21 protein-coding genes, 4 pseudogenes and 1 other annotated feature are annotated in these 20,214 nt (G+C 54.8%); of the genes and pseudogenes, 5 read left to right on the forward strand and 20 right to left on the reverse strand.

Annotated elements, in window-relative coordinates; translation table 11 throughout:
- Positions 1-36: 36 nt before the first annotated feature.
- Positions 37-159: pseudogene (locus K7R23_RS17660) on the forward strand (transporter); the annotation flags it as partial.
- 112 nt (positions 160-271) lie between these two features.
- Here K7R23_RS17660 and K7R23_RS17665 read toward each other — a convergent pair.
- Positions 272-601, reverse strand: coding sequence for an HI1450 family dsDNA-mimic protein (locus K7R23_RS17665; protein WP_012906000.1), 330 nt, complete (start codon positions 599-601; stop codon positions 272-274).
- A 34-nt stretch (positions 602-635) separates the two neighbouring features.
- Complete coding sequence (gene cls / locus K7R23_RS17670; RefSeq protein ID WP_012905999.1) at positions 636-2,096, reverse strand: cardiolipin synthase; 1,461 nt, start codon at positions 2,094-2,096, stop codon at positions 636-638.
- A gap of 141 nt (positions 2,097-2,237) precedes the next feature.
- Between cls and K7R23_RS17675 the strand changes: the two genes are divergently transcribed.
- Positions 2,238-2,411, forward strand: coding sequence for a YciY family protein (locus tag K7R23_RS17675; protein WP_012905998.1), 174 nt, complete (start codon positions 2,238-2,240; stop codon positions 2,409-2,411).
- A 40-nt stretch (positions 2,412-2,451) separates the two neighbouring features.
- Here K7R23_RS17675 and K7R23_RS17680 read toward each other — a convergent pair whose 3' ends face one another.
- The gene (locus tag K7R23_RS17680) at positions 2,452-2,748 is read right to left on the reverse strand and encodes a YciI family protein (protein WP_012905997.1); all 297 of its coding nucleotides are present in this window, start codon (positions 2,746-2,748) and stop codon (positions 2,452-2,454) included.
- A gap of 251 nt (positions 2,749-2,999) precedes the next feature.
- Between K7R23_RS17680 and tonB the strand changes: the two genes are divergently transcribed.
- Positions 3,000-3,734, forward strand: a complete 735-nt coding sequence (gene tonB / locus K7R23_RS17685) for a TonB system transport protein TonB (RefSeq protein ID WP_024132692.1) — start codon at positions 3,000-3,002, stop codon at positions 3,732-3,734.
- 63 nt (positions 3,735-3,797) lie between these two features.
- Here tonB and yciA read toward each other — a convergent pair whose 3' ends face one another.
- From yciA to K7R23_RS17720, 7 genes and pseudogenes are all read right to left on the reverse strand, one after another.
- Positions 3,798-4,199, reverse strand: coding sequence for an acyl-CoA thioester hydrolase YciA (yciA, locus tag K7R23_RS17690; RefSeq protein ID WP_024132691.1), 402 nt, complete (start codon positions 4,197-4,199; stop codon positions 3,798-3,800).
- Positions 4,200-4,299: 100 nt separating this feature from the next.
- Positions 4,300-5,058 (reverse strand): annotated as a pseudogene (locus tag K7R23_RS17695) (TonB-dependent receptor domain-containing protein); the annotation flags it as partial.
- Between the two features lie 9 nt (positions 5,059-5,067).
- Positions 5,068-6,405 (reverse strand): IS4-like element ISCro3 family transposase, encoded by a 1,338-nt coding sequence (locus K7R23_RS17700; RefSeq protein ID WP_012904641.1) that lies wholly within the window; start codon positions 6,403-6,405, stop codon positions 5,068-5,070.
- An 82-nt stretch (positions 6,406-6,487) separates the two neighbouring features.
- Positions 6,488-7,930 (reverse strand): annotated as a pseudogene (locus tag K7R23_RS17705) (FepA family TonB-dependent siderophore receptor); the annotation flags it as partial.
- A 174-nt stretch (positions 7,931-8,104) separates the two neighbouring features.
- Positions 8,105-8,644 carry a septation protein A gene (locus K7R23_RS17710; protein ID WP_012905994.1) on the reverse strand — a complete coding sequence of 180 codons (540 nt, stop codon included), beginning with the start codon at positions 8,642-8,644 and terminating at the stop codon, positions 8,105-8,107.
- Positions 8,645-8,687: 43 nt separating this feature from the next.
- Positions 8,688-9,431: a YciC family protein gene (locus tag K7R23_RS17715; protein WP_012905993.1), complete on the reverse strand. Its 744-nt coding sequence runs from the start codon at positions 9,429-9,431 to the stop codon at positions 8,688-8,690.
- 28 nt (positions 9,432-9,459) lie between these two features.
- Positions 9,460-9,537: pseudogene (locus K7R23_RS17720) on the reverse strand (YkgJ family cysteine cluster protein); the annotation flags it as partial.
- A gap of 234 nt (positions 9,538-9,771) precedes the next feature.
- On the opposite strand from K7R23_RS17720, the gene ompW reads away from it, so the two are divergent.
- Complete coding sequence (gene ompW, locus K7R23_RS17725) at positions 9,772-10,410, forward strand: outer membrane protein OmpW (protein ID WP_012905992.1); 639 nt, start codon at positions 9,772-9,774, stop codon at positions 10,408-10,410.
- Positions 10,411-10,484: 74 nt separating this feature from the next.
- Here the strand turns inward: ompW and K7R23_RS17730 are convergent, their stop codons facing one another.
- The 4 genes from K7R23_RS17730 to K7R23_RS17745 form a co-directional block, all read right to left on the reverse strand.
- The gene (locus K7R23_RS17730) at positions 10,485-11,363 is read right to left on the reverse strand and encodes a manganese catalase family protein (RefSeq protein ID WP_012905991.1); all 879 of its coding nucleotides are present in this window, start codon (positions 11,361-11,363) and stop codon (positions 10,485-10,487) included.
- Between the two features lie 20 nt (positions 11,364-11,383).
- Positions 11,384-11,890, reverse strand: coding sequence for a ferritin-like domain-containing protein (locus K7R23_RS17735; protein WP_012905990.1), 507 nt, complete (start codon positions 11,888-11,890; stop codon positions 11,384-11,386).
- A gap of 66 nt (positions 11,891-11,956) precedes the next feature.
- Positions 11,957-12,457 (reverse strand): YciE/YciF ferroxidase family protein, encoded by a 501-nt coding sequence (locus tag K7R23_RS17740; protein ID WP_012905989.1) that lies wholly within the window; start codon positions 12,455-12,457, stop codon positions 11,957-11,959.
- A gap of 83 nt (positions 12,458-12,540) precedes the next feature.
- The gene (locus K7R23_RS17745; protein WP_024132689.1) at positions 12,541-12,723 is read right to left on the reverse strand and encodes a con-10 family general stress protein; all 183 of its coding nucleotides are present in this window, start codon (positions 12,721-12,723) and stop codon (positions 12,541-12,543) included.
- A gap of 464 nt (positions 12,724-13,187) precedes the next feature.
- Between K7R23_RS17745 and K7R23_RS17750 the strand changes: the two genes are divergently transcribed.
- On the forward strand, positions 13,188-13,460 hold the full coding sequence (locus K7R23_RS17750) for a hypothetical protein (RefSeq protein ID WP_012905987.1): 273 nt from the start codon (positions 13,188-13,190) through the stop codon (positions 13,458-13,460).
- A 46-nt stretch (positions 13,461-13,506) separates the two neighbouring features.
- Here K7R23_RS17750 and trpA read toward each other — a convergent pair whose 3' ends face one another.
- The 6 genes from trpA to trpL form a co-directional block, all read right to left on the reverse strand.
- Positions 13,507-14,313 carry a tryptophan synthase subunit alpha gene (gene trpA / locus K7R23_RS17755; protein ID WP_012905986.1) on the reverse strand — a complete coding sequence of 269 codons (807 nt, stop codon included), beginning with the start codon at positions 14,311-14,313 and terminating at the stop codon, positions 13,507-13,509.
- The gene (trpB, locus tag K7R23_RS17760; protein ID WP_012905985.1) at positions 14,313-15,506 is read right to left on the reverse strand and encodes a tryptophan synthase subunit beta; all 1,194 of its coding nucleotides are present in this window, start codon (positions 15,504-15,506) and stop codon (positions 14,313-14,315) included. Before trpB ends, trpA begins: the two co-directional genes overlap by 1 nt.
- Positions 15,507-15,516: 10 nt before the next feature.
- Entirely contained in the window at positions 15,517-16,875 is a 1,359-nt protein-coding gene (trpCF, locus tag K7R23_RS17765) for a bifunctional indole-3-glycerol-phosphate synthase TrpC/phosphoribosylanthranilate isomerase TrpF (RefSeq protein WP_012905984.1), read from the reverse strand.
- Positions 16,876-16,878: 3 nt separating this feature from the next.
- Complete coding sequence (gene trpD, locus K7R23_RS17770; RefSeq protein ID WP_012905983.1) at positions 16,879-18,474, reverse strand: bifunctional anthranilate synthase glutamate amidotransferase component TrpG/anthranilate phosphoribosyltransferase TrpD; 1,596 nt, start codon at positions 18,472-18,474, stop codon at positions 16,879-16,881.
- Positions 18,474-20,036: an anthranilate synthase component I gene (gene trpE / locus K7R23_RS17775; protein ID WP_012905982.1), complete on the reverse strand. Its 1,563-nt coding sequence runs from the start codon at positions 20,034-20,036 to the stop codon at positions 18,474-18,476. The genes trpD and trpE overlap by 1 nt, the downstream gene beginning before the upstream one ends.
- A gap of 23 nt (positions 20,037-20,059) precedes the next feature.
- Positions 20,060-20,153, reverse strand: a sequence feature (Trp leader region).
- Positions 20,130-20,174 (reverse strand): trp operon leader peptide, encoded by a 45-nt coding sequence (gene trpL, locus K7R23_RS17780; protein WP_012905981.1) that lies wholly within the window; start codon positions 20,172-20,174, stop codon positions 20,130-20,132. (Overlaps the previous feature by 24 nt.)
- Positions 20,175-20,214: the final 40 nt, after the last annotated feature.

Raw genomic sequence — 20,214 nt, forward strand, 5'->3', positions numbered from 1 at the left:
CTGACGGGAAGTCAGCCCTTTTTTCGTGAGGTTACCGTGTCACTTTCTTATTCTTCCGTTCGCCGCCGTATTTATCACAACCTGTTTGATCTGAATAGCCGTTCGGGGCGTCGCTTTGAAGGGCTTTGCGCGCTGTTTGCCTTAATCAGCGTGGTTATTAGCGCCAATGCCCGACGTGCCGGCAAAGCCAGCATGAGCACAGCGCCCGGTATTGCAATCATTGCGGAAGTAAATTGCCCGAATAGCGCAGGGCGCTATCCGGCACGGAGGGCTATTCGCGCCAGAGAATATGGCACAGCTTGTGATCTTTTTCGCGGCACAGCAGTACGCGGGCAAAGATATCGTTAATTTCGCCATCTTCCGTGTCGGCAAGACCAATGACCACTTCGGCAAAAAAGTCAGGATTCAGATCGTAATCGACGTGTTCCTGCCAGTCTTCGAACGGATCAAACAATTCCGCACCACCGCGTTCTTCGAACTGTAAATTGAACAGAATAATATCTGCCGGGTCGAGATTATCGGCCGCCAGTTCGAGAAAAATATCGTAAGCCTGCTCAAGCGTTTCGTCTTCAGTCAGGCGATTGTTCAGATCCATATCCATAGTGACTACCTGTTTACTCTCTCTTGGGCACGTTTTACAGCAATGGGCTAAAGAAGTAAAACAGTCGCTCGGTGATCCGCTGCCAGAGCGGGCGTTTTAACCACAGGCGCGCATCAAGCAGGCGGGAGCGAGAAATATAATCATCCTGCACCGCCGCCAGGTCGCCGCCGAAGCCGACGTCGTCAATCACCAGCGTGATCTCGAAGTTCAGCCACAGGCTGCGCATATCAAGGTTAACCGTACCGACCAGGCTGAGTTCGCCATCGACCAGCACGCTTTTGGTATGCAGCAGGCCGCCTTCGAACTGGTAGATTTTCACTCCCGCCGCCAGCAGTTCCGTGAAGAAGGCCCGGCTGGCCCAGTCAACCAGCAGCGAGTCGTTTTTACGCGGCAGGATGATGCTGACGTCCACGCCGCGCTGTGCCGCAGTACAGATGGCGTGCAGCAGATCGTCGCTGGGCACGAAGTAGGGCGTCGTCATGATTAAATATTCGCGCGCCGAATAGGCGGCGGTCAGCAGCGCCTGATGTATTAAATCTTCCGGGAAACCGGGACCGGAGGCGATGGTATGAATCGTATGCCCGCTGGCCTGCTCAAACGGCATAATATTGGCGTCCGGCGGTGGCGGCAGGATGCGTTTACCGGTTTCAATCTCCCAGTCGCATGAATAGACAATCCCCATCGCGGTAGCAACCGGACCTTCCATTCGCGCCATCAGGTCGACCCACTGACCGACGCCCGCATCCTGCTTGAAATAGCGCGGATCGACCATGTTCATGCTGCCGGTATACGCGATATAGTTATCGATCATCACCATTTTCCGGTGCTGGCGCAGGTCCATCCGGCGCAGAAACACGCGGAACACATTCACTTTTAACGCTTCGACCACTTCAACGCCGGCATTGCGCATCATCGCCGCCCAGAGGCTGCGAAAGAAGGCGACGCTGCCCGCAGAATCAAGCATCAGTCGGCAATGCACACCCCGACGCGCGGCGGCCATCAGCGACTCGGCGACCTGATCCGCCATCCCACCGGGCTGCCAGATATAAAACACCATCTCGATGTTATGTCGCGCCAGCTGGATATCGCGGATCAGCGCCTGCATCACGTCATCGGAGTCGGTCAGCAGCTGTAGCTGGTTACCTTTCACCCCCGCAATGCCCTGACGTCGCTCGCAGAGTTTGAACAGCGATGAGGCGACGCTGCTGTTTTCTTCGGCAAAGATATGTTTGCAGGCTTTCAGATCGTTAAGCCACTTGGCGGTTGACGGCCACATGGCGCGCGCCCGTTCAGCGCGACGTTTGCCTAAATGAAGTTCACCAACGGAAAGGTAAGCGATGATCCCGACTAACGGCAGGATATAAATAATCAACAGCCAGGCCATAGCGGAGGGAACCGCGCGACGTTTCATTAAAATGCGTAATGTTACACCGGCAATGAGCAGCCAATAGCCCAGAATGACCAGCCAACTCACTACCGTGTAGAAGGTTGTCATAGTTTAAAAATCCTTTTGAAAGCGCATTGTTATGAGTTTACGCGTCAGGATTCATCTGGCAAATAAAAACGCGGGAAAAGCGCTGGTCTGTCCGTCGACGAGGGGTATAATGCAGGCTCTTGCACGGTAAGAGTAAGTATCATGAAGCGTAGTAGAACGGAAGTGGGACGCTGGCGTATGCTGCGTCAGGCCAGCCGCCGGAAAGCGCGTTGGCTTGAAGGGCAGTCGCGTCGGAATATGCGCATCCACTCAATCAGAAAGTGTCTCCTGAACCGTCAGCGTAATTCGCTGCTGTTCGCGATTCACAGCGTCTGAGCAAAAAGGGCACCGCCTGCGGTGCCCAATGAATTTTCGTTTAAAACGTCTTTTTATAGGGTTTGACTGACACCTGCTCATACACCCCGGCGGCGACGTACGGGTCCTCTTCCGCCCACTTTTTCGCCTCTTCCAGCGAGTCAAACTCCGCAATGACCGTCGAACCGGTAAAGCCTGCGGCGCCCGGATCGTTACTGTCAACGGCAGGCATTGGGCCGGCGGTCAGCAGGCGGCCTTCATCATGCAGCAGTTGCAGCCGCGCCAGATGTGCAGGACGGACGGAGAGGCGTTTTTCGAGTGAATCAGCATAATCCTGAGCATAGATGACATAAAGCACGGGTAGGGCTCCTTAATCAGAGAAAATCCTGCTCGGTATACAGGATGATTAACTATGTAAATACGGTATTTGAAAGGTCGCCTGAGTGCAACGCAATGATGGCAGCTTTGTTAAGGCCGTTGCGTTGACGCGGTTTTTTTCAGATAAATTTGTCTTTTAGGTGCCGCAGTCCATGATGGCTTATTGAATATGATTGCTATTTGCATTTAAAATTAAGCTCTGGTTTTTCAACTGAAACGATTATGACTTCAATGACCCTTGATTTACCTCGTCGCTTCCCCTGGCCGACCTTGTTCTCCGTAGCGATTCATGGCGCGCTGGTTGCGGGACTTTTATACACCTCGGTACATCAGGTTATTGAACTGCCAGCGCCTGCGCAGCCTATCTCGGTGACAATGGTATCGCCTGCGGATCTGGAACCGCCACAGGCAGTGCAGCCACCGCCGCAGCCGGTCGTTGAACCAGAACCGGAAGTGGAGCCTGAACCGGTTCCCGAACCGCCGAAAGAGGCGCCGGTGGTGATTGAAAAGCCGAAACCTAAGCCGAAGCCAAAACCCAAACCAAAACCGAAGCCGGTGAAGAAGGTTGAGGAGCAGCCGAAGCGGGAGATCAAACCGGCAGAATCGCGTCCGGCATCGTTGTTTGACAATAACGCGCCCGCACGTCCGACCACCAGTACCGCGCCCGCCACGAGCAAGCCCGCTGTGAGCGTGCCAGCGGGGCCGCGCGCTCTGAGCCGTAACCAGCCGCAGTATCCGGCGCGTGCCCAGGCGCTACGTATTGAAGGGCGGGTGAAAGTGAAATTTGACGTTACCGCAGACGGACGGGTGGATAATGTGCAGATCCTCTCCGCGCAGCCTGCCAACATGTTTGAGCGCGAAGTGAAAAATGCGATGCGCAGATGGCGTTACGAAGCGGGTAAACCGGGGAGCGGGCTGGTGGTGAATATTGTCTTCCGCCTCAACGGCGCGACGCAGATTGAGTAAGTGAGAAGGGACAGGGCGGTGCGCCGCCCTCTGACATCGCAGAGGCGACGCGTTTGCCTGCCGTCAGCTCTGCGGCGGCAGCGGGCGAGGTTTACCGTCCGCATCGACCGCCACATAGATAAACAGCGCTTCGGTCGCCTTGTAGCGTTGGCCAATTGGCTCTGAAGCCACTTTTTTGACCCATACTTCAATATTAATGCTCACTGAGGTGGTGCCGCGCTTTACGCAGCGCGCGTAGCAGCACACCACATCGCCTACCGCCACCGGACGCAGGAAGCTCATCCCCTCGACGCGGACGGTGACCACACGGCCGTGGGCAATCTCTTTTGCCTGAATGGCGCCGCCAATATCCATTTGCGACATCAGCCAGCCGCCAAAAATATCGCCATTTGCATTGGTATCCGCAGGCATTGCCAGCGTGCGCAAAACCAGTTCGCCCTGAGGAGCATTATTCGTTGTTGTCATGCCAGAACCGAGTGTAGAGAAAAAATGTCAGCCGCGATGCTACTATGAAATGCGTATGGATAACAGAGGGGAGACGCCCGCGAGGCGGGCGTTGCAGGGGTCAGAATGACAGGGTTACGCCAGCGTAATAAGCGCGTCCCGGTTCGTTATAGGTCGATGCGCCATCGTTTTCACGATAGATCTCTTTATCAAACAGGTTGCTGATACCGGCATTCAGCCGCAGATTTTTATTCAGCTGATAGTTAGCGCCGATGCCGACTATCGCGTAGGAACCAATCTCTTTATCTGACATTGCATTGTTTTCTTTACGTATTTCGGCGTATTTACGCGGTTTCTGGCGGCCATACTGGGTCCAGTGAACGTTGGTGGAGAGCTTATTATTCACCTGCCAGTCCAGCATGGTGTTGATGGTATATTTAGGAATGACCGACAGCGGATTTCCGGTATCTTTATTCTCTGATTTGATCATATAGGTGGCGTTGGTGCGCCAGCTTAAGGTGTCCGGCAGGAGCGGGATCACTACGTTACCTTCCAGACCTTCAACCACGGCTTTGCCGCCGTTTTCCCAACGCAGAATATTATTGCCATTGGACGCGTAGCCGAGGATGTCGGTGCCGGAAACGATCTTGTTTTTATAGTCGTTACGGAACCAGGTAATGCCTGCATCCCAGCCTTCGTAGTTAAACTCCAGACCGATCTCTTTATTAACGCTGATTTCCGGCTTCAGGTCCGGGTTACCCAGCAGATAACAGCTGCTGCCGTTGGGTATGTTGTTCGGACAGCCGTTGCCGCGCGTGGAGAGCAGGTATCCTTCGCTGGACTGATACAGGTTAGGCGCTTTAAAAGCCCGCGCAATCCCTAATGCCGTTCACTTAAGCGGTGCGGCATTGCGTTTCACCGGATAACGGGTTTTTGATATCTTAACCGCCCTCGGCCTTGATGGTCGGGGGCGTTTTGTTATGAACACCGCTTCCAGAGCCCCCCGCAGATGCTCCAGCCGTTTCGGGATGGTCCCCGGTGACACCGTATTTCCCAGCACTATCATTTCTGTGGCGATAAACTGGAACGCGAACTTAAAGCTGATTTCCGACGCCGCTTTTTTGTGTTTCTCCGTTGCTTTTGTTGCCTCACGCCGTATCAGATTATAAGCCAGCAACATGCCCCACACCTCCTGTTCCAGCAACTCAACCTTCCGGCTTCTCAGTACCAGAGCGTTATTCAGCAGGCTGCTTTTCAGGTTTCTGAACCCGACTTCGATTTCCCATCTTGAGTGATAAAGCTCTGCCACCTCTCTGGCCTTATAACGGTCTGCCTGAAGTGACGTCAGGACCGTTTTTTCCACTCCGTTCAGTTCATAAGTTACCGCCCGCGCATACCAGTATTCCGGCAGCGAAGGATTCTTTTTCCTTGCCTGTGGTGACACTTTCAGTTTCAGAAGCCGGTCTCCGGGACCGTAACTTTCTTCCGTTTCTGCTGCGATATTCTTCCAGGCGGGCAGCAGCCAGTGGCGGTTACAACCCTGCCGGTTCAGCGACAGCAACAGGTCTGCGCTGTAGAACAGCTTGTCAAACAGCGTAATGGAGTTATCCGGAATGGTGACGAGCATTGAGTGGGCCAGCAGGGTTTCGCTCCGTCGGTAAGGCGCGGTCGCGGCATCCAGCAGAATGTGACTACCCAGGTTCATTAAAGCCACCAGACGCATTACCGGGTATGCGCTTTGCCGCTCAGTGGATGTGTTGGCAGAGCCATAATGTTCACGCAGCTCAGGTTCATCAGGTGTCCTGAACTGTGCGCCATCGATGGCAAAAAGTTGCAGGCCATGCCAGTCATCTTTCTGGTAACGCTCAGTTCCCCATGTCTGCGCGGTCTGGCGGAAAAGCCATTCCACCGGTGCAGCACCCACGCGCTGACGCGCCTGGGTGACAGCGCTGCGGGCCAGCAGGTTCATCCCCGCTTCACCATCCGCGCTCAGGTTCAGACGACGAACCACATCGGTAATCGACTCATTACGGAAGAAGGCCATAGCCACGACCATCCAGATAACCATGTCGCCAGGTAAACGACGGCGGCGAACGGTCGCATGTGCAGAAAGAGTCAGGCAGTGTTGTATCCATTCGACGGGAAGATGCTGAGCAAACAGTTGTGCAGAAGGGGGCGGCATCAGCGGATGGTCGCTGAAATCGAGCAGGTCATTGAGAAGTGGCATAAGAAAACGGCTCCCTGTTGTGGAAGCCGTTATAGTGCCGCAGATTAAGGATCGGTCAACCGATCCTTAACTGATCGGCATTACGCGCAATCCCGGCCTTCAGTTTGAACATCTCCCCCAGCTCCTGCGACAGGTTGAGGCTCGGACTCCAGTTGTTGCCGAAATCGTTATGATAGTCGAAGCGAATGCCCGGAATAATATCGGTGCCCGGACGCGCTTCGATATTGTCTTCAAGATAAATGCCGGTCAGGGTGGCGCTGTTTTTGGTGCTACGCCCGGAGGCGTCGCCGGAGACATTGCCAATCTGTACGCCGGAGGCGCTGGTGGCCTGCATTGACGACGGGTCATTCAATTCGTCGCGGTTCCATTCCGCGCCAATCGTCAGCGTCTGATCAACCAGCCAGAAAAGCGGGATATTCAGTTCGCCTGAAGAGCGATAAGACTCCAGGCGGCTGGTGGAATAGTCAGTATTATTGATCATCCCTTCCACTTTCCCGGTGGAGCCTTCCTGCATCCGGGTATTATTCGTTTTTTCGTAATAGACGCCGAATCTGGACTGTCCCCAGTCCCAGACGCCGTTATGGGTTAAGCCCCATGACTGGCGGTACATCCGGTTGGTTTCCGCGCCGTATAGCGTATTGACCAGGCCGTTGGGACTGACATTACTGTTGCTGTACTGGGTATCGCCCGCGTAAATATTGCCCTGGCGGCTGTAGCTGTAGTCGAAATCGATAAACTGCTGCGGGTTGAGTTTCCAGGAAAGCAGGGCGTTAATGTCCTTATTGCGTACCCCTTCACGGCCTGCGGCGTAAGAGCCGTTTTGTTGGGTATTGATGTCCGCCGCATCGGCGTCGGTTTTGTTGATATTGCCGTACAGACGCATGGTCAGCACGTCGTCGATCAGCGGTCCGCTCAGGTTAACGTTAGCGCGTCTGGTGGCGCCTTCTTTGCTGTTTTCGGGCTGATTGGTATACAGGGAGAGGGAGCCGTGCCAGTCGTTAGTCGGCTGTTTGGTAATGATATTGACCACGCCGCCCGCCGCGCCGGAGCCGTAGCGCGCCGCCGCCGGGCCGCGCAGCACTTCGATGCGTTCGACCATTTCAGCCGGAACCCAGTTTGTATCGCCGCGGGTATCACGTTCGCCGCGCCAGCTGTAACGCACTGAGTTTCTGGAGGTTACCGGTACGCCGTCAATCAGGATAAGGGTGTTTTCCGGCCCCATGCCGCGAATGTCAATCTGGCGGTTATTGCCACGGCTGCCGCTGGCGCTGTTGCCCGTCAGGTTCACGCCGGGCATGGTGCGGATAATGTCGGAGAGGTCGTTAACGGGAGGGGATTTTTCAATATCTTTGGCGGTGATAATCGAAACGCCGGGCTGTTGCTTTAGCGCCTCTTCCGCGGTGGCATGAACGACCATCGTTTCGCCATCTTGTATTATCTCATCCGCGGCGAGAGCATTTCCACTTAATGCTGCGGCAATCAGGAGCGCCAGAGGGCGCGGATCTATTTTTGTTATCGTGTTCATCACGGACATCCCTTTTGTTAAAAAGCGATACGGAATATCAATGATAAGCATTCTCATTACAATATCAGGAAGGCAATCTCCACAATATCTTCATGATTCATCCAATTTATGGATTGATAGCAAAGGGAAAATGAAGAAAAGAAAACCAGGCGCGAAGGCCTGGTTTCAGCAGGATCAGGATTTATCTTCCTGCGGCATATGGCGATAAATATAGATACCGCTCAGCAGGGTAAAGATCAGCGTCAGGGCGGTCAGACCAAATACTTTGAAGTTCACCCAGATATTCTGCGGCAGCCAGAAGGCGATATAGATGTTGGCAAGGCCGCAGAGAATAAAGAAGATGGCCCACGCCAGATTGAGTTTCGACCACACCGACTGGGGTAAGCTCAGCTCTTTGCCGAGCATGCGCTGGATCAGCGGTTTTTTCATTACCCACTGGCTGATAAGCAGAGCGCTGGCAAACAGGCCGTAAATGACCGTGACCTTCCACTTAATAAACTCATCGTTATGGAAAAAGAGGGTCAGTCCGCCAAATACCGCCACCAGAACAAAGGTAATCAGCGCCATCTTCTCAACTTTGCGATAGCGGACCCAGCTGTAGATCAGCACGATGGCCGTGGCGACAATCAGCGCGGACGTGGCCGCATAGATGTCATAAACTTTGTAAAATACAAAAAAGACAACCAGCGGTAAAAAATCAAGAAACTGCTTCATTCTTCGATTCCATAATCAAAGGCGTCGGGTGACGCCTGTAGGGTTATTGGCGAATCAACATATACAGACGGAACACGTAGATCAGCAATACGGCTGAGATGAGATTGCTCAACGTATTGGCTATCACCGCGCCAACGTTAGGGTCGAATGCGGCAAAGCTCGACGCAAACAGCAAAAGCAGCGTTTTTGCCAGCAGCCAGCCGATCACCGCTGGGGCAACCAGCCGCATGTTCGCCCATGCCAGACGCATACTGTTGCGCATGGCGGCAAAGATGCCCATCTTATCCTGAACCAGCATTACCGGCGCCAGCGCCAGCAGTATCGCCAGCAGGATGCCGGGCACCACGACCAGCATAATTCCCAGCTGCACCAGCAGGGTGGTCAGTAAAATCAGGATAAACAGCTTTGGCAGAACCGGGGCGCTGGCGCCGATGGCGCGGAGCGCGCTGACGCGATGGCCTGCCGAGATCAGCTGAATCATCAGCAATACGCCGCCTGCCAGCACCGCGTTGCCGATAAGTCCGGAGAAGGTTGACGCCGCCGAGGCGCGCAGCAGGATCTGCTGCTGCTCAGGCGTCATATTCTGTACCAGCTCGAATAAACCGGCGCTTCCTGCAAGATGATCGCCTTCACTCAACTGCGCGATCTGCGCGTCGCTGGGTGAGAAGGCATGCCCTAATACCACCGTGATAAACGCGCACAGCAGCGAGATCAGCAGGATGGTTAAAAATTGATTACGGAAAAAATTTCCGGTGTCACGGTAAACGGACTTCGCCGTGATTGACATGCACTCTCCTTGAGTTCTGCAGGTGTTATTAAGCGGGCAATTGTACCCTGGATAGCGGCGCAGTGGCAGCAACAACGGTTGTATGGAAAAGCATATCTTTGTAAAGCAAGAAAACCGCAGAAGGTTTCGGTGTTGATGATTGGTGGAAAGATATTCACTTTGCGAAAATATTGCAAAATTGATTTGAATGATAAAAACCAGGATTTTGAATGCTACTTCTAAATTAATCTGGATCAATAAATGTTAAATTACTCCACTTAATGTGATCCAGGTTTGATCACTTATTACTCCAATGTAGGTATATTCGTCACGCAGTTATAACCATAACGATGGAGCGGATATGAAAAAATTAACAGTGGCGGCGTTGGCAGTAAGTACACTTCTCTCAGGCAGCGTTTACGCGCATGAAACCGGTGAGTTCTTTGTTCGTGCAGGTTCGGCGACGGTAAGGCCGACCGAAGGGGCGGACGGCACCTTAGGTCATCTGGGCGGTTTTAACGTCAGCAATAATACCCAGCTGGGCCTGACCTTCACCTATATGGCGACCGATAACATCGGCGTTGAATTACTGGCGGCGACGCCGTTCCGCCATAAGGTCGGCACCAAAATGACCGGTGATATTGCCACCGTTCACCATCTACCGCCAACGCTGATGGCGCAATGGTACTTTGGCGACTCCAGCAGCAAACTGCGTCCTTATGTGGGGGTAGGGGTTAACTACACAACTTTCTTTGATAATGACGTCAATGAAAACGGCAAAAAAAACGGCGTTTCCGATCTCAGTCTTAAAGACTCATGGGGTGCGGCGGGGCAGGTTGGTATGGATTATCTGATTAACCGCGACTGGCTGATCAACATGTCAGTCTGGTATATGGATATCGATACGACGGCGGACTATAAACTCGGTGGCGTCAAACAGCACGATGATATTCGTCTTGACCCGTGGGTCTTTATGTTCTCTGCGGGCTATCGCTTCTGAGTTAGCTGAAAAAAGACCCCGTATTTACGGGGTCAAAAAGGACATGACACACACGGTATTATATTTTCACGCTATTACTTCTTCTTCTTCGGCTCACCTTCGCCGAGTTCAGCCCCGGTCAGAGGATCTGCCGACGGATCGGATTTCGTTCTTTCCGCCATCGCTTTCAGCAACGCCTGTTGCTCTTTATTCAGCTTCACGGTCGCCAGACCATCGCCGCCGTCAACGGCTGGCATCGGGTCGGCAACGTATTCAAAGTGCTCATCGCTGTTCCAGCTACCGCGCGGATCGTCGCCCTGAGACATGTTGTAATACACGTTAGTGTATTGCTCGACAGGCGGCAGTTTACCCGGCGGGAAGTTATTGCGGATCGAGTAAAGCGCTTTTTCAAACGACAGCTGGTGAGCCGCTTCGCGGGTCATCAAAAAGGCCAGCGCATCTTTAACGCCAGGGTCGTCGGTGACGTTAATCAGGCGCTCATAGATAATTTTAGCCCGCGCTTCGGCGGCGATGTTCGAGCGCAGATCGGCGGTGACTTCGCCAATCGTATCGACATAGGCTGCGGTCCACGGGACGCCGGCAGAGTTGGTTAACGCCGGTCCACCGCCGTAGAGCAGGGAAGTGATATGGCTGTCGTTGCCGTTGGCGGTAAGGGAACGATACAGTTCTGCTTCGTTTTCCGTTCCTTCAGCCAGCGCGCCTTTCGCGCCTTTATTCAGCATACCGACCAGAGAGCCGATAATTTCAAGGTGGCTAAGCTCCTCGGTGGCGATATCCATTAACATCTCTTTGCGACCGACATCATCATCGCCCAGCCCCTGGGTGAAATAACGGCAGGCTGCGGCCAGTTCGCCCTGCGGACCGCCGAATTGCTCCAGCAAAAGATTGGCTAAACCCGGATTAGGCTCACTGACCCGCACCGTATATTGAAGTTGTTTAACGTGTCGAAACATTGTGCCTCCTGATGCAATTGTTATTTTTTGGCTTCTACGCCATCGGCTTCCGAGCGCAGTAAGAATTGTTCTGTGGTCTGCGGTATATGGTTAATTAACCATTCAGCCATCTGTTTCTCTTCATTCAGAATAGATTCAATGGCCGGGATCGCTGCGGTATCACCTGCTTTTTGCGCAGCGGCAAGCAGGGAGGTGTAGCAGGCAATTTCAAATTGTTCAAAAACGTAGCTGCTAATTGACCCTTTGACGATTTCATCAGAAGGAAACATACCGCCGATAGATTGTCCCAGCGCCGCCATTTTACTCATGGAATCTTTAATCACCGAGCGGGAAATATTATTCTGGTCAAGAATACCTTCCAGAATAGTAATTTGATGTTTGGTTTCACTGATATGTTGTTCAATTCGTGCGCGAAGATCCGGATAATTATCAATTCGGCTGGCCATTGATTCGAGCATTGATTCGGCTTGTTTTTCCATGGCATGGGCGTCACGAAGCCAGTCGTGATAATGTTCAATAGCATTCATTGGGTATGTCCTCTGTAAAAATAGATTTCAGGTAACGTAATGTGTAATTTGATAAATAAAGGAGCGTCAGGCTTTATTCCCCGCTTTTTTATTTACATTACCCACCGCTAAATCGGTAAGTTTTAAATCAGTGGCTTTTTCTTCTTCCAGCGTCTGTCCAAGCAATTTAGCTGCTTTGCTATAACCTAACTGCTCTGCCAGGGTGACGAGCGTGCCATAGCTGGCGATTTCGTAGTGTTCGACCTTCTGCGCCGCTGCAATAAGCGCCGCATCGCGCACTTCATTTTTTTCAGTGCTCTCAATGACTTCGTTGGCTTCTTCAATCAGCCCTTCCATGGCAACACACTTCATGCGCTTCACTTTAACTCCGGCCTCGGCTTCCACCACCTGGTCGATACGCTCAATTTGCCCCTGAGTTTCCTCAAGGTGCGCCTGAAACGCCTGGCTTAATTGTTCATTGGATGCGGCTCTGGCTAATTTGGACAGAGCGCGAGTTAATTGTTTTTCTGCGCTGTAGGTGTCTGAAAGCAGATGGATAAAAAGATCTTCAACAGTTTTAATATTCATTGGTATTCTCCTGAGATTAATACTGCGAGTCCCGGGACTCGCAGCATGCTTCGAGAAATCATGTTTATATGTAGACTGTTAAATCATGATTTATCGGATTTATTTCCGCCGTGGCTGTTTTGGCCACCTTTTTTACCTGCTTCAGAGGCACGTTGCGGGTCATTTTTAAAATTACCGCCGCTCTGCTGTCCGCCTTTACGGCCTGCTTCTGATGCTTTTTCACGATCTTCGGCGAAATTTCCTGAACCACCACGATGTTCGGTCATGTTATTTCTCCTGCTTCGTTAATAACTGTAAATGTTAATTTGTGAGCGTTATCGCTACCCTTCTAAAATTAGTCGCTATCGGCAGATAGTCAAATTACTGGGGCGCCAACGTTATTCCGCAAAATAAATTTCTGGCAAACGGAATATATTATTATTTTGCGCGTTTAAAATTAGCCACTTAACCGCATTTAGTTAACTATGTTATTAATAACATACATTACTATAATGTGAGGTTATGTTAATGATTGTAATTACGTTGACATAAATATACATAAAGTGACTTTTCTTGACGAAAGGTGGCGGCGGAAAGCCGTTTGTTTGGGATTTATCCTGGCGAATGAGAAAACCTCAAATTAGACGATGATGGAATCGGTCGTTCACACAGTTTTTTTGACCTTACGCCAGGACCAAAAAACGGCGCAGCAGAGCGGGAACGCCAGGCTAACATTACCTCATTGGTACAGATGGATGAAAAAGTTATGAATGAGCGCATTACCCCGCAGCGTATCAGACAAAAACTGGCCTGGCTGGAAGCGCAGCCGCAAACGGCAGATTCGCAGTTCTGGTTGCTACTGCTGAGAGAGTATCTTTCGCTTACGGATAACCGCGAGGCTATCCGTTTGCCCGCTTGTTCATCCAGCCCGGTCTGTGAAATCGAAGCGGGCTATGCCGCTGGGGTGAGCTATTGCCGCGAGGCGATTAGACGGGCGGGTTATCCCATTGAAGGTGATGAGTAGCGTTAGTCAGGAGAAGACCGCCAGCGTGTCTGGCGGTCTGTGGGCGCTAACGACGGGTGGCGGCTTTCATACTGCTGACGAAGGCTTTTAATTCGTCCAGCATCTGCTGCGGATTATCGACATTGCGTTCGATGATCTTCACGATTGCCGAGCCGGAGATAGCGCCCGCCGCACCGGCTTCAATTGCGGCAGATACCTGTTCCGGCGCAGAGATGCCAAAGCCCTGCAGCGAGGGCGCCGCATGGTACTCCGTCAGCTTTTCGACCAGATGATGCAGCGGCAGCGCCGCGCGGTTCTCCGCACCGGTAACCCCTGCACGCGACAGCAGATAGGTATAAGCGCGGCCATAAGAGGCAATCTGGCGCAGCAGGTCGTCATCCGCATTCGGCGGACAGATGAAGATAGGGGCGATATTGTGGCGCAGCGCGGCCTGACGGAAGGGCGCAGACTCCTCAACCGGCACGTCGGCGACGAGGACCGAATCGACGCCGACTTTTGCGCACTGGGCGTAAAAGTCATCGATACCCTTACTGAACACCAGATTGGCGTACATCAGCAGGCCAATGGGAATGGTCGGGTGTTTCGCGCGAATGGCCGCCAGCATTTCAAAGCAGCGCGTGGGCGTCACGCCAGCGGCAAAGGCGCGCAGGGTGGCGCTCTGGATGGTCGGGCCGTCAGCAAGCGGATCGGAGAAGGGGATCCCCAGCTCCAGCGCGTCGGCGCCCGCTTCAATCAGGGCATCGATAATTTTCAGCGACTGCTCAACGCCAGGATCGCCGAGCGTGACGAAAGGGACAAAGGCGCCTTCCTTGCGATCGTTGAGTTGTGCAAACAGCGTTTCGTAGCGTTCCATCAGATTTCCCCTCGCGCTTTCAGAATATCGTGTACCGTAAAGATGTCTTTATCGCCGCGACCGGAAAGATTGACCACCAATAGCTGCTCTTTTTCCGGGTTCTCACGCATCATTTTCAGCGCGTGGGCCAGCGCATGCGCTGATTCCAGCGCCGGAATGATCCCTTCATTGCGGCAAAGCGTCTTGAACGCCTCCAGCGCTTCATCGTCGGTAATCGACACGTAATCGGCGCGGCCAGTGCTGTTCAGCCAGGCGTGCTGCGGGCCGACAGACGGGAAATCGAGCCCTGCGGAGATCGAATAAGATTCTTCAATCTGCCCCTCTTCGGTCTGCATCATCGGCGCTTTCATGCCGAAGTAAATTCCGACGCGGCCATGCTTCAACGGCGCGCCGTGTTCGCCGGTTTCAATCCCGTGACCGCCGGGCTCAACGCCGATCAATCCGACGCTGGTTTCGTCGATGAAGTCGGCAAACATGCCGATAGCGTTGGAGCCGCCGCCGACGCAGGCGATCACCGCATCCGGCAGGCGACCTTCTTTTTCAAGGATTTGCGCTTTGGTCTCTTCGCCAATCATCCGCTGGAATTCGCGCACAATCGTCGGGAAGGGGTGCGGCCCCGCGGCGGTGCCAAGCATGTAGTGCGCGTTTTCATAGCTGCCCGACCAGTCGCGCAGCGCCTCGTTACAGGCATCTTTCAGCGTCGCCGAGCCGCTGTGCACCGGAATGACCTCGGCGCCCATCAGCCGCATACGAAACACGTTCGGCGATTGGCGTTCGACGTCCTTCGCCCCCATATAGATACGGCATTTCAGGCCGAGCAGGGCGCTGGCCAGCGCCGAGGCGACCCCGTGCTGGCCGGCGCCGGTTTCAGCGATAATCTCGGTTTTGCCCATTCGTTTCGCCAGCAGCGCCTGACCTAACACCTGGTTGGTTTTATGCGCGCCGCCGTGCAGCAAATCTTCACGCTTCAGATACAGCGTGGTGCGGGTGCCGGCGGTGATGTTCTGACATTTAGTCAGGGCGGTAGGGCGACCGGCGTAGTTTTTCAGCAGGTCGCTGAACTGCGCCTGAAACTGCGGATCTTTCTGCGCGCTGACAAACGCTTCTTCCAGCTGGCGCAGCGCGGGCATCAGGATCTGCGGCACGTACATGCCGCCAAATTCACCAAAATAGGGATTGAGTAATGTTGTCATGTCCTTTTCCTTAATATGCGCGCAGGGTCTGAAATACCGATGCCAGAAGGCGTGCATCTTTGATGCCCGGCTGCGACTCTACACCTGAGTTGAAATCAAGACCGGCGCAGCCGGTTTTCGCGGCCTCAACGCAGTTATCTGCGCCAAGGCCGCCTGCCAGCAGGACGTTATCGAGCGCCTGTCCCTGTAGCAGTGACCAGTCGAAACGCTGGCCGCTGCCGCCCTGGCCGTTGTCGAGCACGTATTTATCCACGAACTGGTAATCACGGGCTGGCAGCGTATCGCCAACGCTCAGCGCCTTCCAGATCTGCACCTGTTCAGGCAGCGCGGCGCGAAGCGCATCCACATAGCCCTGATCTTCATTACCATGCAGTTGAACGGCGTTCAGCCCCAGCCGGGTGACTTTGTCGCAAATGTCTGCGATATCGCTGTTGCGGAACACGCCGACATACTGCAAGGGTGCCGCCGCTTTTACCCGCAGCGCCTGCTCATCGCTGACGAAGCGGGGCGAACCGGGGACAAAAATCAGCCCACCGTAGATGGCGCCGGACTCACTGGCCGCCTGCGCATCTTCCGGGCGCGTCAGGCCGCAGACCTTGTTTTCGCCCAGCAGTACGCGACGCACGGCGGCGTTAAGATCGTCGTAGGCCATCAGCGCCGAGCCAATCAGGAAGCCGTTGGCGAAGTGGCTCAGTTCACGCACCTGGCCGTAGGTGTTGATTCCGGATTCGCTGATGACCGTCACGCCCGGGCCGAGTTTCGGCGCAAGCTGGCGGGTGCGGTTTAAGTCGATGGAGAGATCGCGCAGGTCGCGGTTATTAATGCCGACAACTTTCGCCTCAAGCGCAATGGCGCGCGCGAGTTCTTCTTCATTGCTCACCTCCGTCAGCACGCCCATCCCCAGGCTGTGAGCGACGGCGGCAAGCTGACGATACTGCTCATCATCCAGCACCGACAGCATCAGCAGGCAGGCGTCCGCCTGATAGTAGCGCGCAAGATAGATCTGATAAGGATCGATAATAAAGTCCTTACACAGAATCGGCTGCGGCGCGATCTGGCTGACAATCGGCAGGAAATCAAAGCTGCCCTGAAAATATTTCTCGTCGGTGAGAACGGAAATGGCCGAGGCGTAGTGTTTATAAATGCTGGCGATTCGCGCCGGATCGAAGTCATCGCGAATGACGCCTTTCGACGGCGACGCTTTTTTGCACTCCAGAATAAAGGCCGTGCGCGCGCCCTGTAGCGCGTCGTAAAAATGACGCGAGCTGGGCTGAACATCATTCTGAAAACTGGCCAGCGGTTGCTGCTGTTTGCGGGCTTCCACCCAAATCGCCTTGTCTGCGACGATTTTCGCTAAAACGGTTTGCATCATTTACCCTCTTGCCGCCAGAGCGGTGACTCGGTCATAAGCGGAACCACTGCGCAGTACCTCAAGTACGGTTTGCGCATTAGCCCTGAGATCTTCTTTACCATGCAGTCGCATCAGCATTGCGACGTTCGCGGCAACGGCAGCCTCATGGGCGGCTTCGCCTTTACCTTGTAGCAAGCGCGTCAGAATGTCACGGTTTTCTTCCGGCGTGCCGCCTGCCAGCTGTTCCTGATGATAAGGCGTCAGGCCGAAGTCCTCTGCGCTGAGCTGATAGCTCTTAATTTCGCCGTCGTGCAGTTCCGCCACCACGGTCGGCGCATGCAGGGAAACTTCATCCATACCGCCGCTGTGTACGACCGCCGCGCGCTGGTAGCCCAGCACGCGCAGCGTTTCGGCAATCGGCAGCACCAGCTCCGGGCTGTAAACGCCAATCAGCGCCAGCGGCGGATGCGCCGGGTTAATCAGCGGGCCGAGCACGTTAAACAGGGTGCGGGTTTTCAACTGCTGGCGAACCGGCATCGCATGGCGGAACCCGGTGTGGTATTTCGGCGCAAACAGGAAGCACACGCCCAGTTCGTCCAGCGCCTGACGCGATTTTTCGGCATTCATATCCAGGTTGATGCCGAAGGCGGCCAGCAGATCCGACGAGCCGGATTTGCTGGAGACGCTGCGGTTGCCGTGTTTCGCCACTTTCAGGCCGCACGCCGCGGCGACAAAGGCGCTGGCGGTGGAAATATTAATGCTGTTGCTGCCGTCGCCGCCGGTGCCGACGATATCGGCGAACGCGTAATCAGGTCGCGGAAACGGCGCGGCATTCTCCAGCAGGGCGGTGGCCGCGCCGGCAATCTCCAGCGGATGCTCGCCGCGAATCTTCATGCTGACCAGCGCCGCCGCCAGCTGCTCCGGCTTCAGCTCACCGCGCACCACCGCCGAAAACAGCTGGTGGCTTTCCTGCTGAGTCAGGGTCTGCGCCTGGTATAATTTTTCCAGAATCGGCTGCAGGATGTTGGTCGGCTCCAGCTTCTGCTGCGCCCAGGCCAGGGTCTGCTCAAGCAACCGCGCGCCCTGGGTGGTCAGAATCGATTCCGGGTGGAACTGAAAGCCACAGACGCGATCGGCATCGTGACGAACCGCCATCACCATACCGTCAAAATGGGCGTTGATGGTCAGTCCGGCCGGAATGTTGCTGCCTACCAGCGAGTGATAGCGCGCCACCGGTAACGGATTCGCCAGACCGGCAAACATCGCCTGGCCGTCATGCTCAATGCTCGACGCTTTACCGTGAAGAATTTCACCGGCCTGGCCCACATAGCCGCCGTAGGCTTCCACGATGGCCTGATGGCCGAGGCAAATCCCGATAATCGGCAGTTTGCCGCGCAGCCGCGTCAGCAGCTCCGGCATACAGCCCGCTTCGCTCGGCGCGCCGGGGCCCGGGGAGAGCATCAGTACCGGATTTTTCATGGTGGCGAGACGGTCGATCAGCGTCTGAGCCGGAATATGGTTACGGTAAATCACCACGTTATGGCCATTGGTACGCAGCTGATCCGCCAGGTTATAAGTAAATGAGTCGATGTTATCGAGCAGCAGAATATCAGCCATCAGAACGTCTCCTGTGCGTGGTGTGCGGTGGCGATCGCACGCAGCACCGCGCGCGCTTTATTACGGGTTTCGTCAGCTTCGGACTGGGGAACGGAGTCCAGCACAATACCGGCTCCCGCCTGCACGGTGGCGATGCCGTCTTCCACCAGCGCCGAGCGAATCACAATGCAGGTATCCAGATCGCCGTGGGCGGTAAAGTAGCCCACCGCACCGCCGTAGCTGCCGCGACGTCGTCCTTCCGCTTCGGCTATCAGCTGCATGGCCCGGACTTTTGGCGCGCCGCTCAGGGTGCCCATGTTCATGCAGGCGCGGTAAGCGTGCAGCGCGTCGAGATCGTGACGTAATTCGCCGACCACACGGGAAACCAGGTGCATCACCCATGAATAGCGATCGACTTTAGTAAGGTCGGCCACGTAGCGACTGCCGGGCGTACAGATGCGGGCAAGATCGTTACGCGCCAGGTCGACCAGCATCAGGTGTTCGGAAAGCTCTTTATGATCGGTGCGCATTTCAAGCTCAATACGGCTGTCGAGATCGCGATCCAGCGTGCCGTCGGCGCGGCGTCCGCGCGGTCGGGTTCCGGCGATGGGGTAGATTTCAATCTGGCGGCTGGCGGCGTCATACTTCAGGGAGCTTTCCGGCGAGGCGCCGAACAGGGTGAAGTCGTTATCCTGCATAAAGAACATGTACGGGCTGGGATTGCTTTTCTTCAGCACGTAATAAGCGGCGAGCGGCGACGGGCAGGGCAGCGAGAAGCGGCGGGAGGGGACAACCTGAAAAATTTCCCCGGCGCGAATCGCCTTCTGCATTTTACGCACCACCGCGCCAAATTCGTCATCGCTCTGGTTGCATTCGCAGCGCATCTCCGGCACCGACACCACCGGCAGCGGCGGCGCAGGCTGGTCCAGTTGCTGGCTGAGGTACGCCAGCCGCGCGGTGAGGCGCGCCTTCTCCGTCTCTTCACGGGTAAACAGGCTGGCCTGAATGCGGGTACTTTTCGCCTGATGGTCGATCACCATCAGGGTTTCTGCCAGGTAGAAGCAGTAGTCCGGGCAGCGGTTGCCCGCATCAAGCTGCGGCAAATCTTCAAAACCGGCCACCAGATCGTAAGCAAAAAGGCCGCCGAAAAACATCGCTTCGCGCTCATGCGCCGGTACGACGACCAGCTGCTGCAAAATGCGGAAGGCGTCGAACACCGAAAGCGAGCACAGGCGCGCGTCTTCATCTAACAGCGCGCTGACCGCCGGAAAACGCAGTACGCGTCCGTCCGGCAGCCGTTCATTCTCCACGCCCGCAGGCAGCGCCGCATCCATAAGCGTCAGCAGCGCGGCGCCGTTGGCGGACAGCGCCGTCAGGGTGACCGTGTCGCCCAGCGCGGTAATCCGCAGCGCGCTGTCGACCAGCAGCAGGCTTTTCAGATCGTCTTTGCTGTCTATATCAGCCGATTCCAGCAGTAGCGTCGCCGGGCGATCGCCGCAAACCTGATGAAACAATGCCGTCGGGTTCTCACGGTAGGCGGCATCGCAGCTAATCAGTTCGAGTGTCGGTTTTGATGTCTGCATTGTTGTTCTCGTTAATTTTGCTCAAAAAAAAGCCCGCTTGCAGGCGGGCCGGGTATCCAGGTGCGGTAAGCATGCACAATACACTGCCCGAGATCAGGAAGTGCGCCACCAACCGTGCAGAACGAATGTTGCTTTCATTTTGATACCCTTTTTGCTTGTGAACTTTCGTACTAGTTAA

Source organism: Citrobacter rodentium NBRC 105723 = DSM 16636, assembly GCF_021278985.1.
GTDB classification, from domain to species: domain Bacteria; phylum Pseudomonadota; class Gammaproteobacteria; order Enterobacterales; family Enterobacteriaceae; genus Citrobacter_A; species Citrobacter_A rodentium.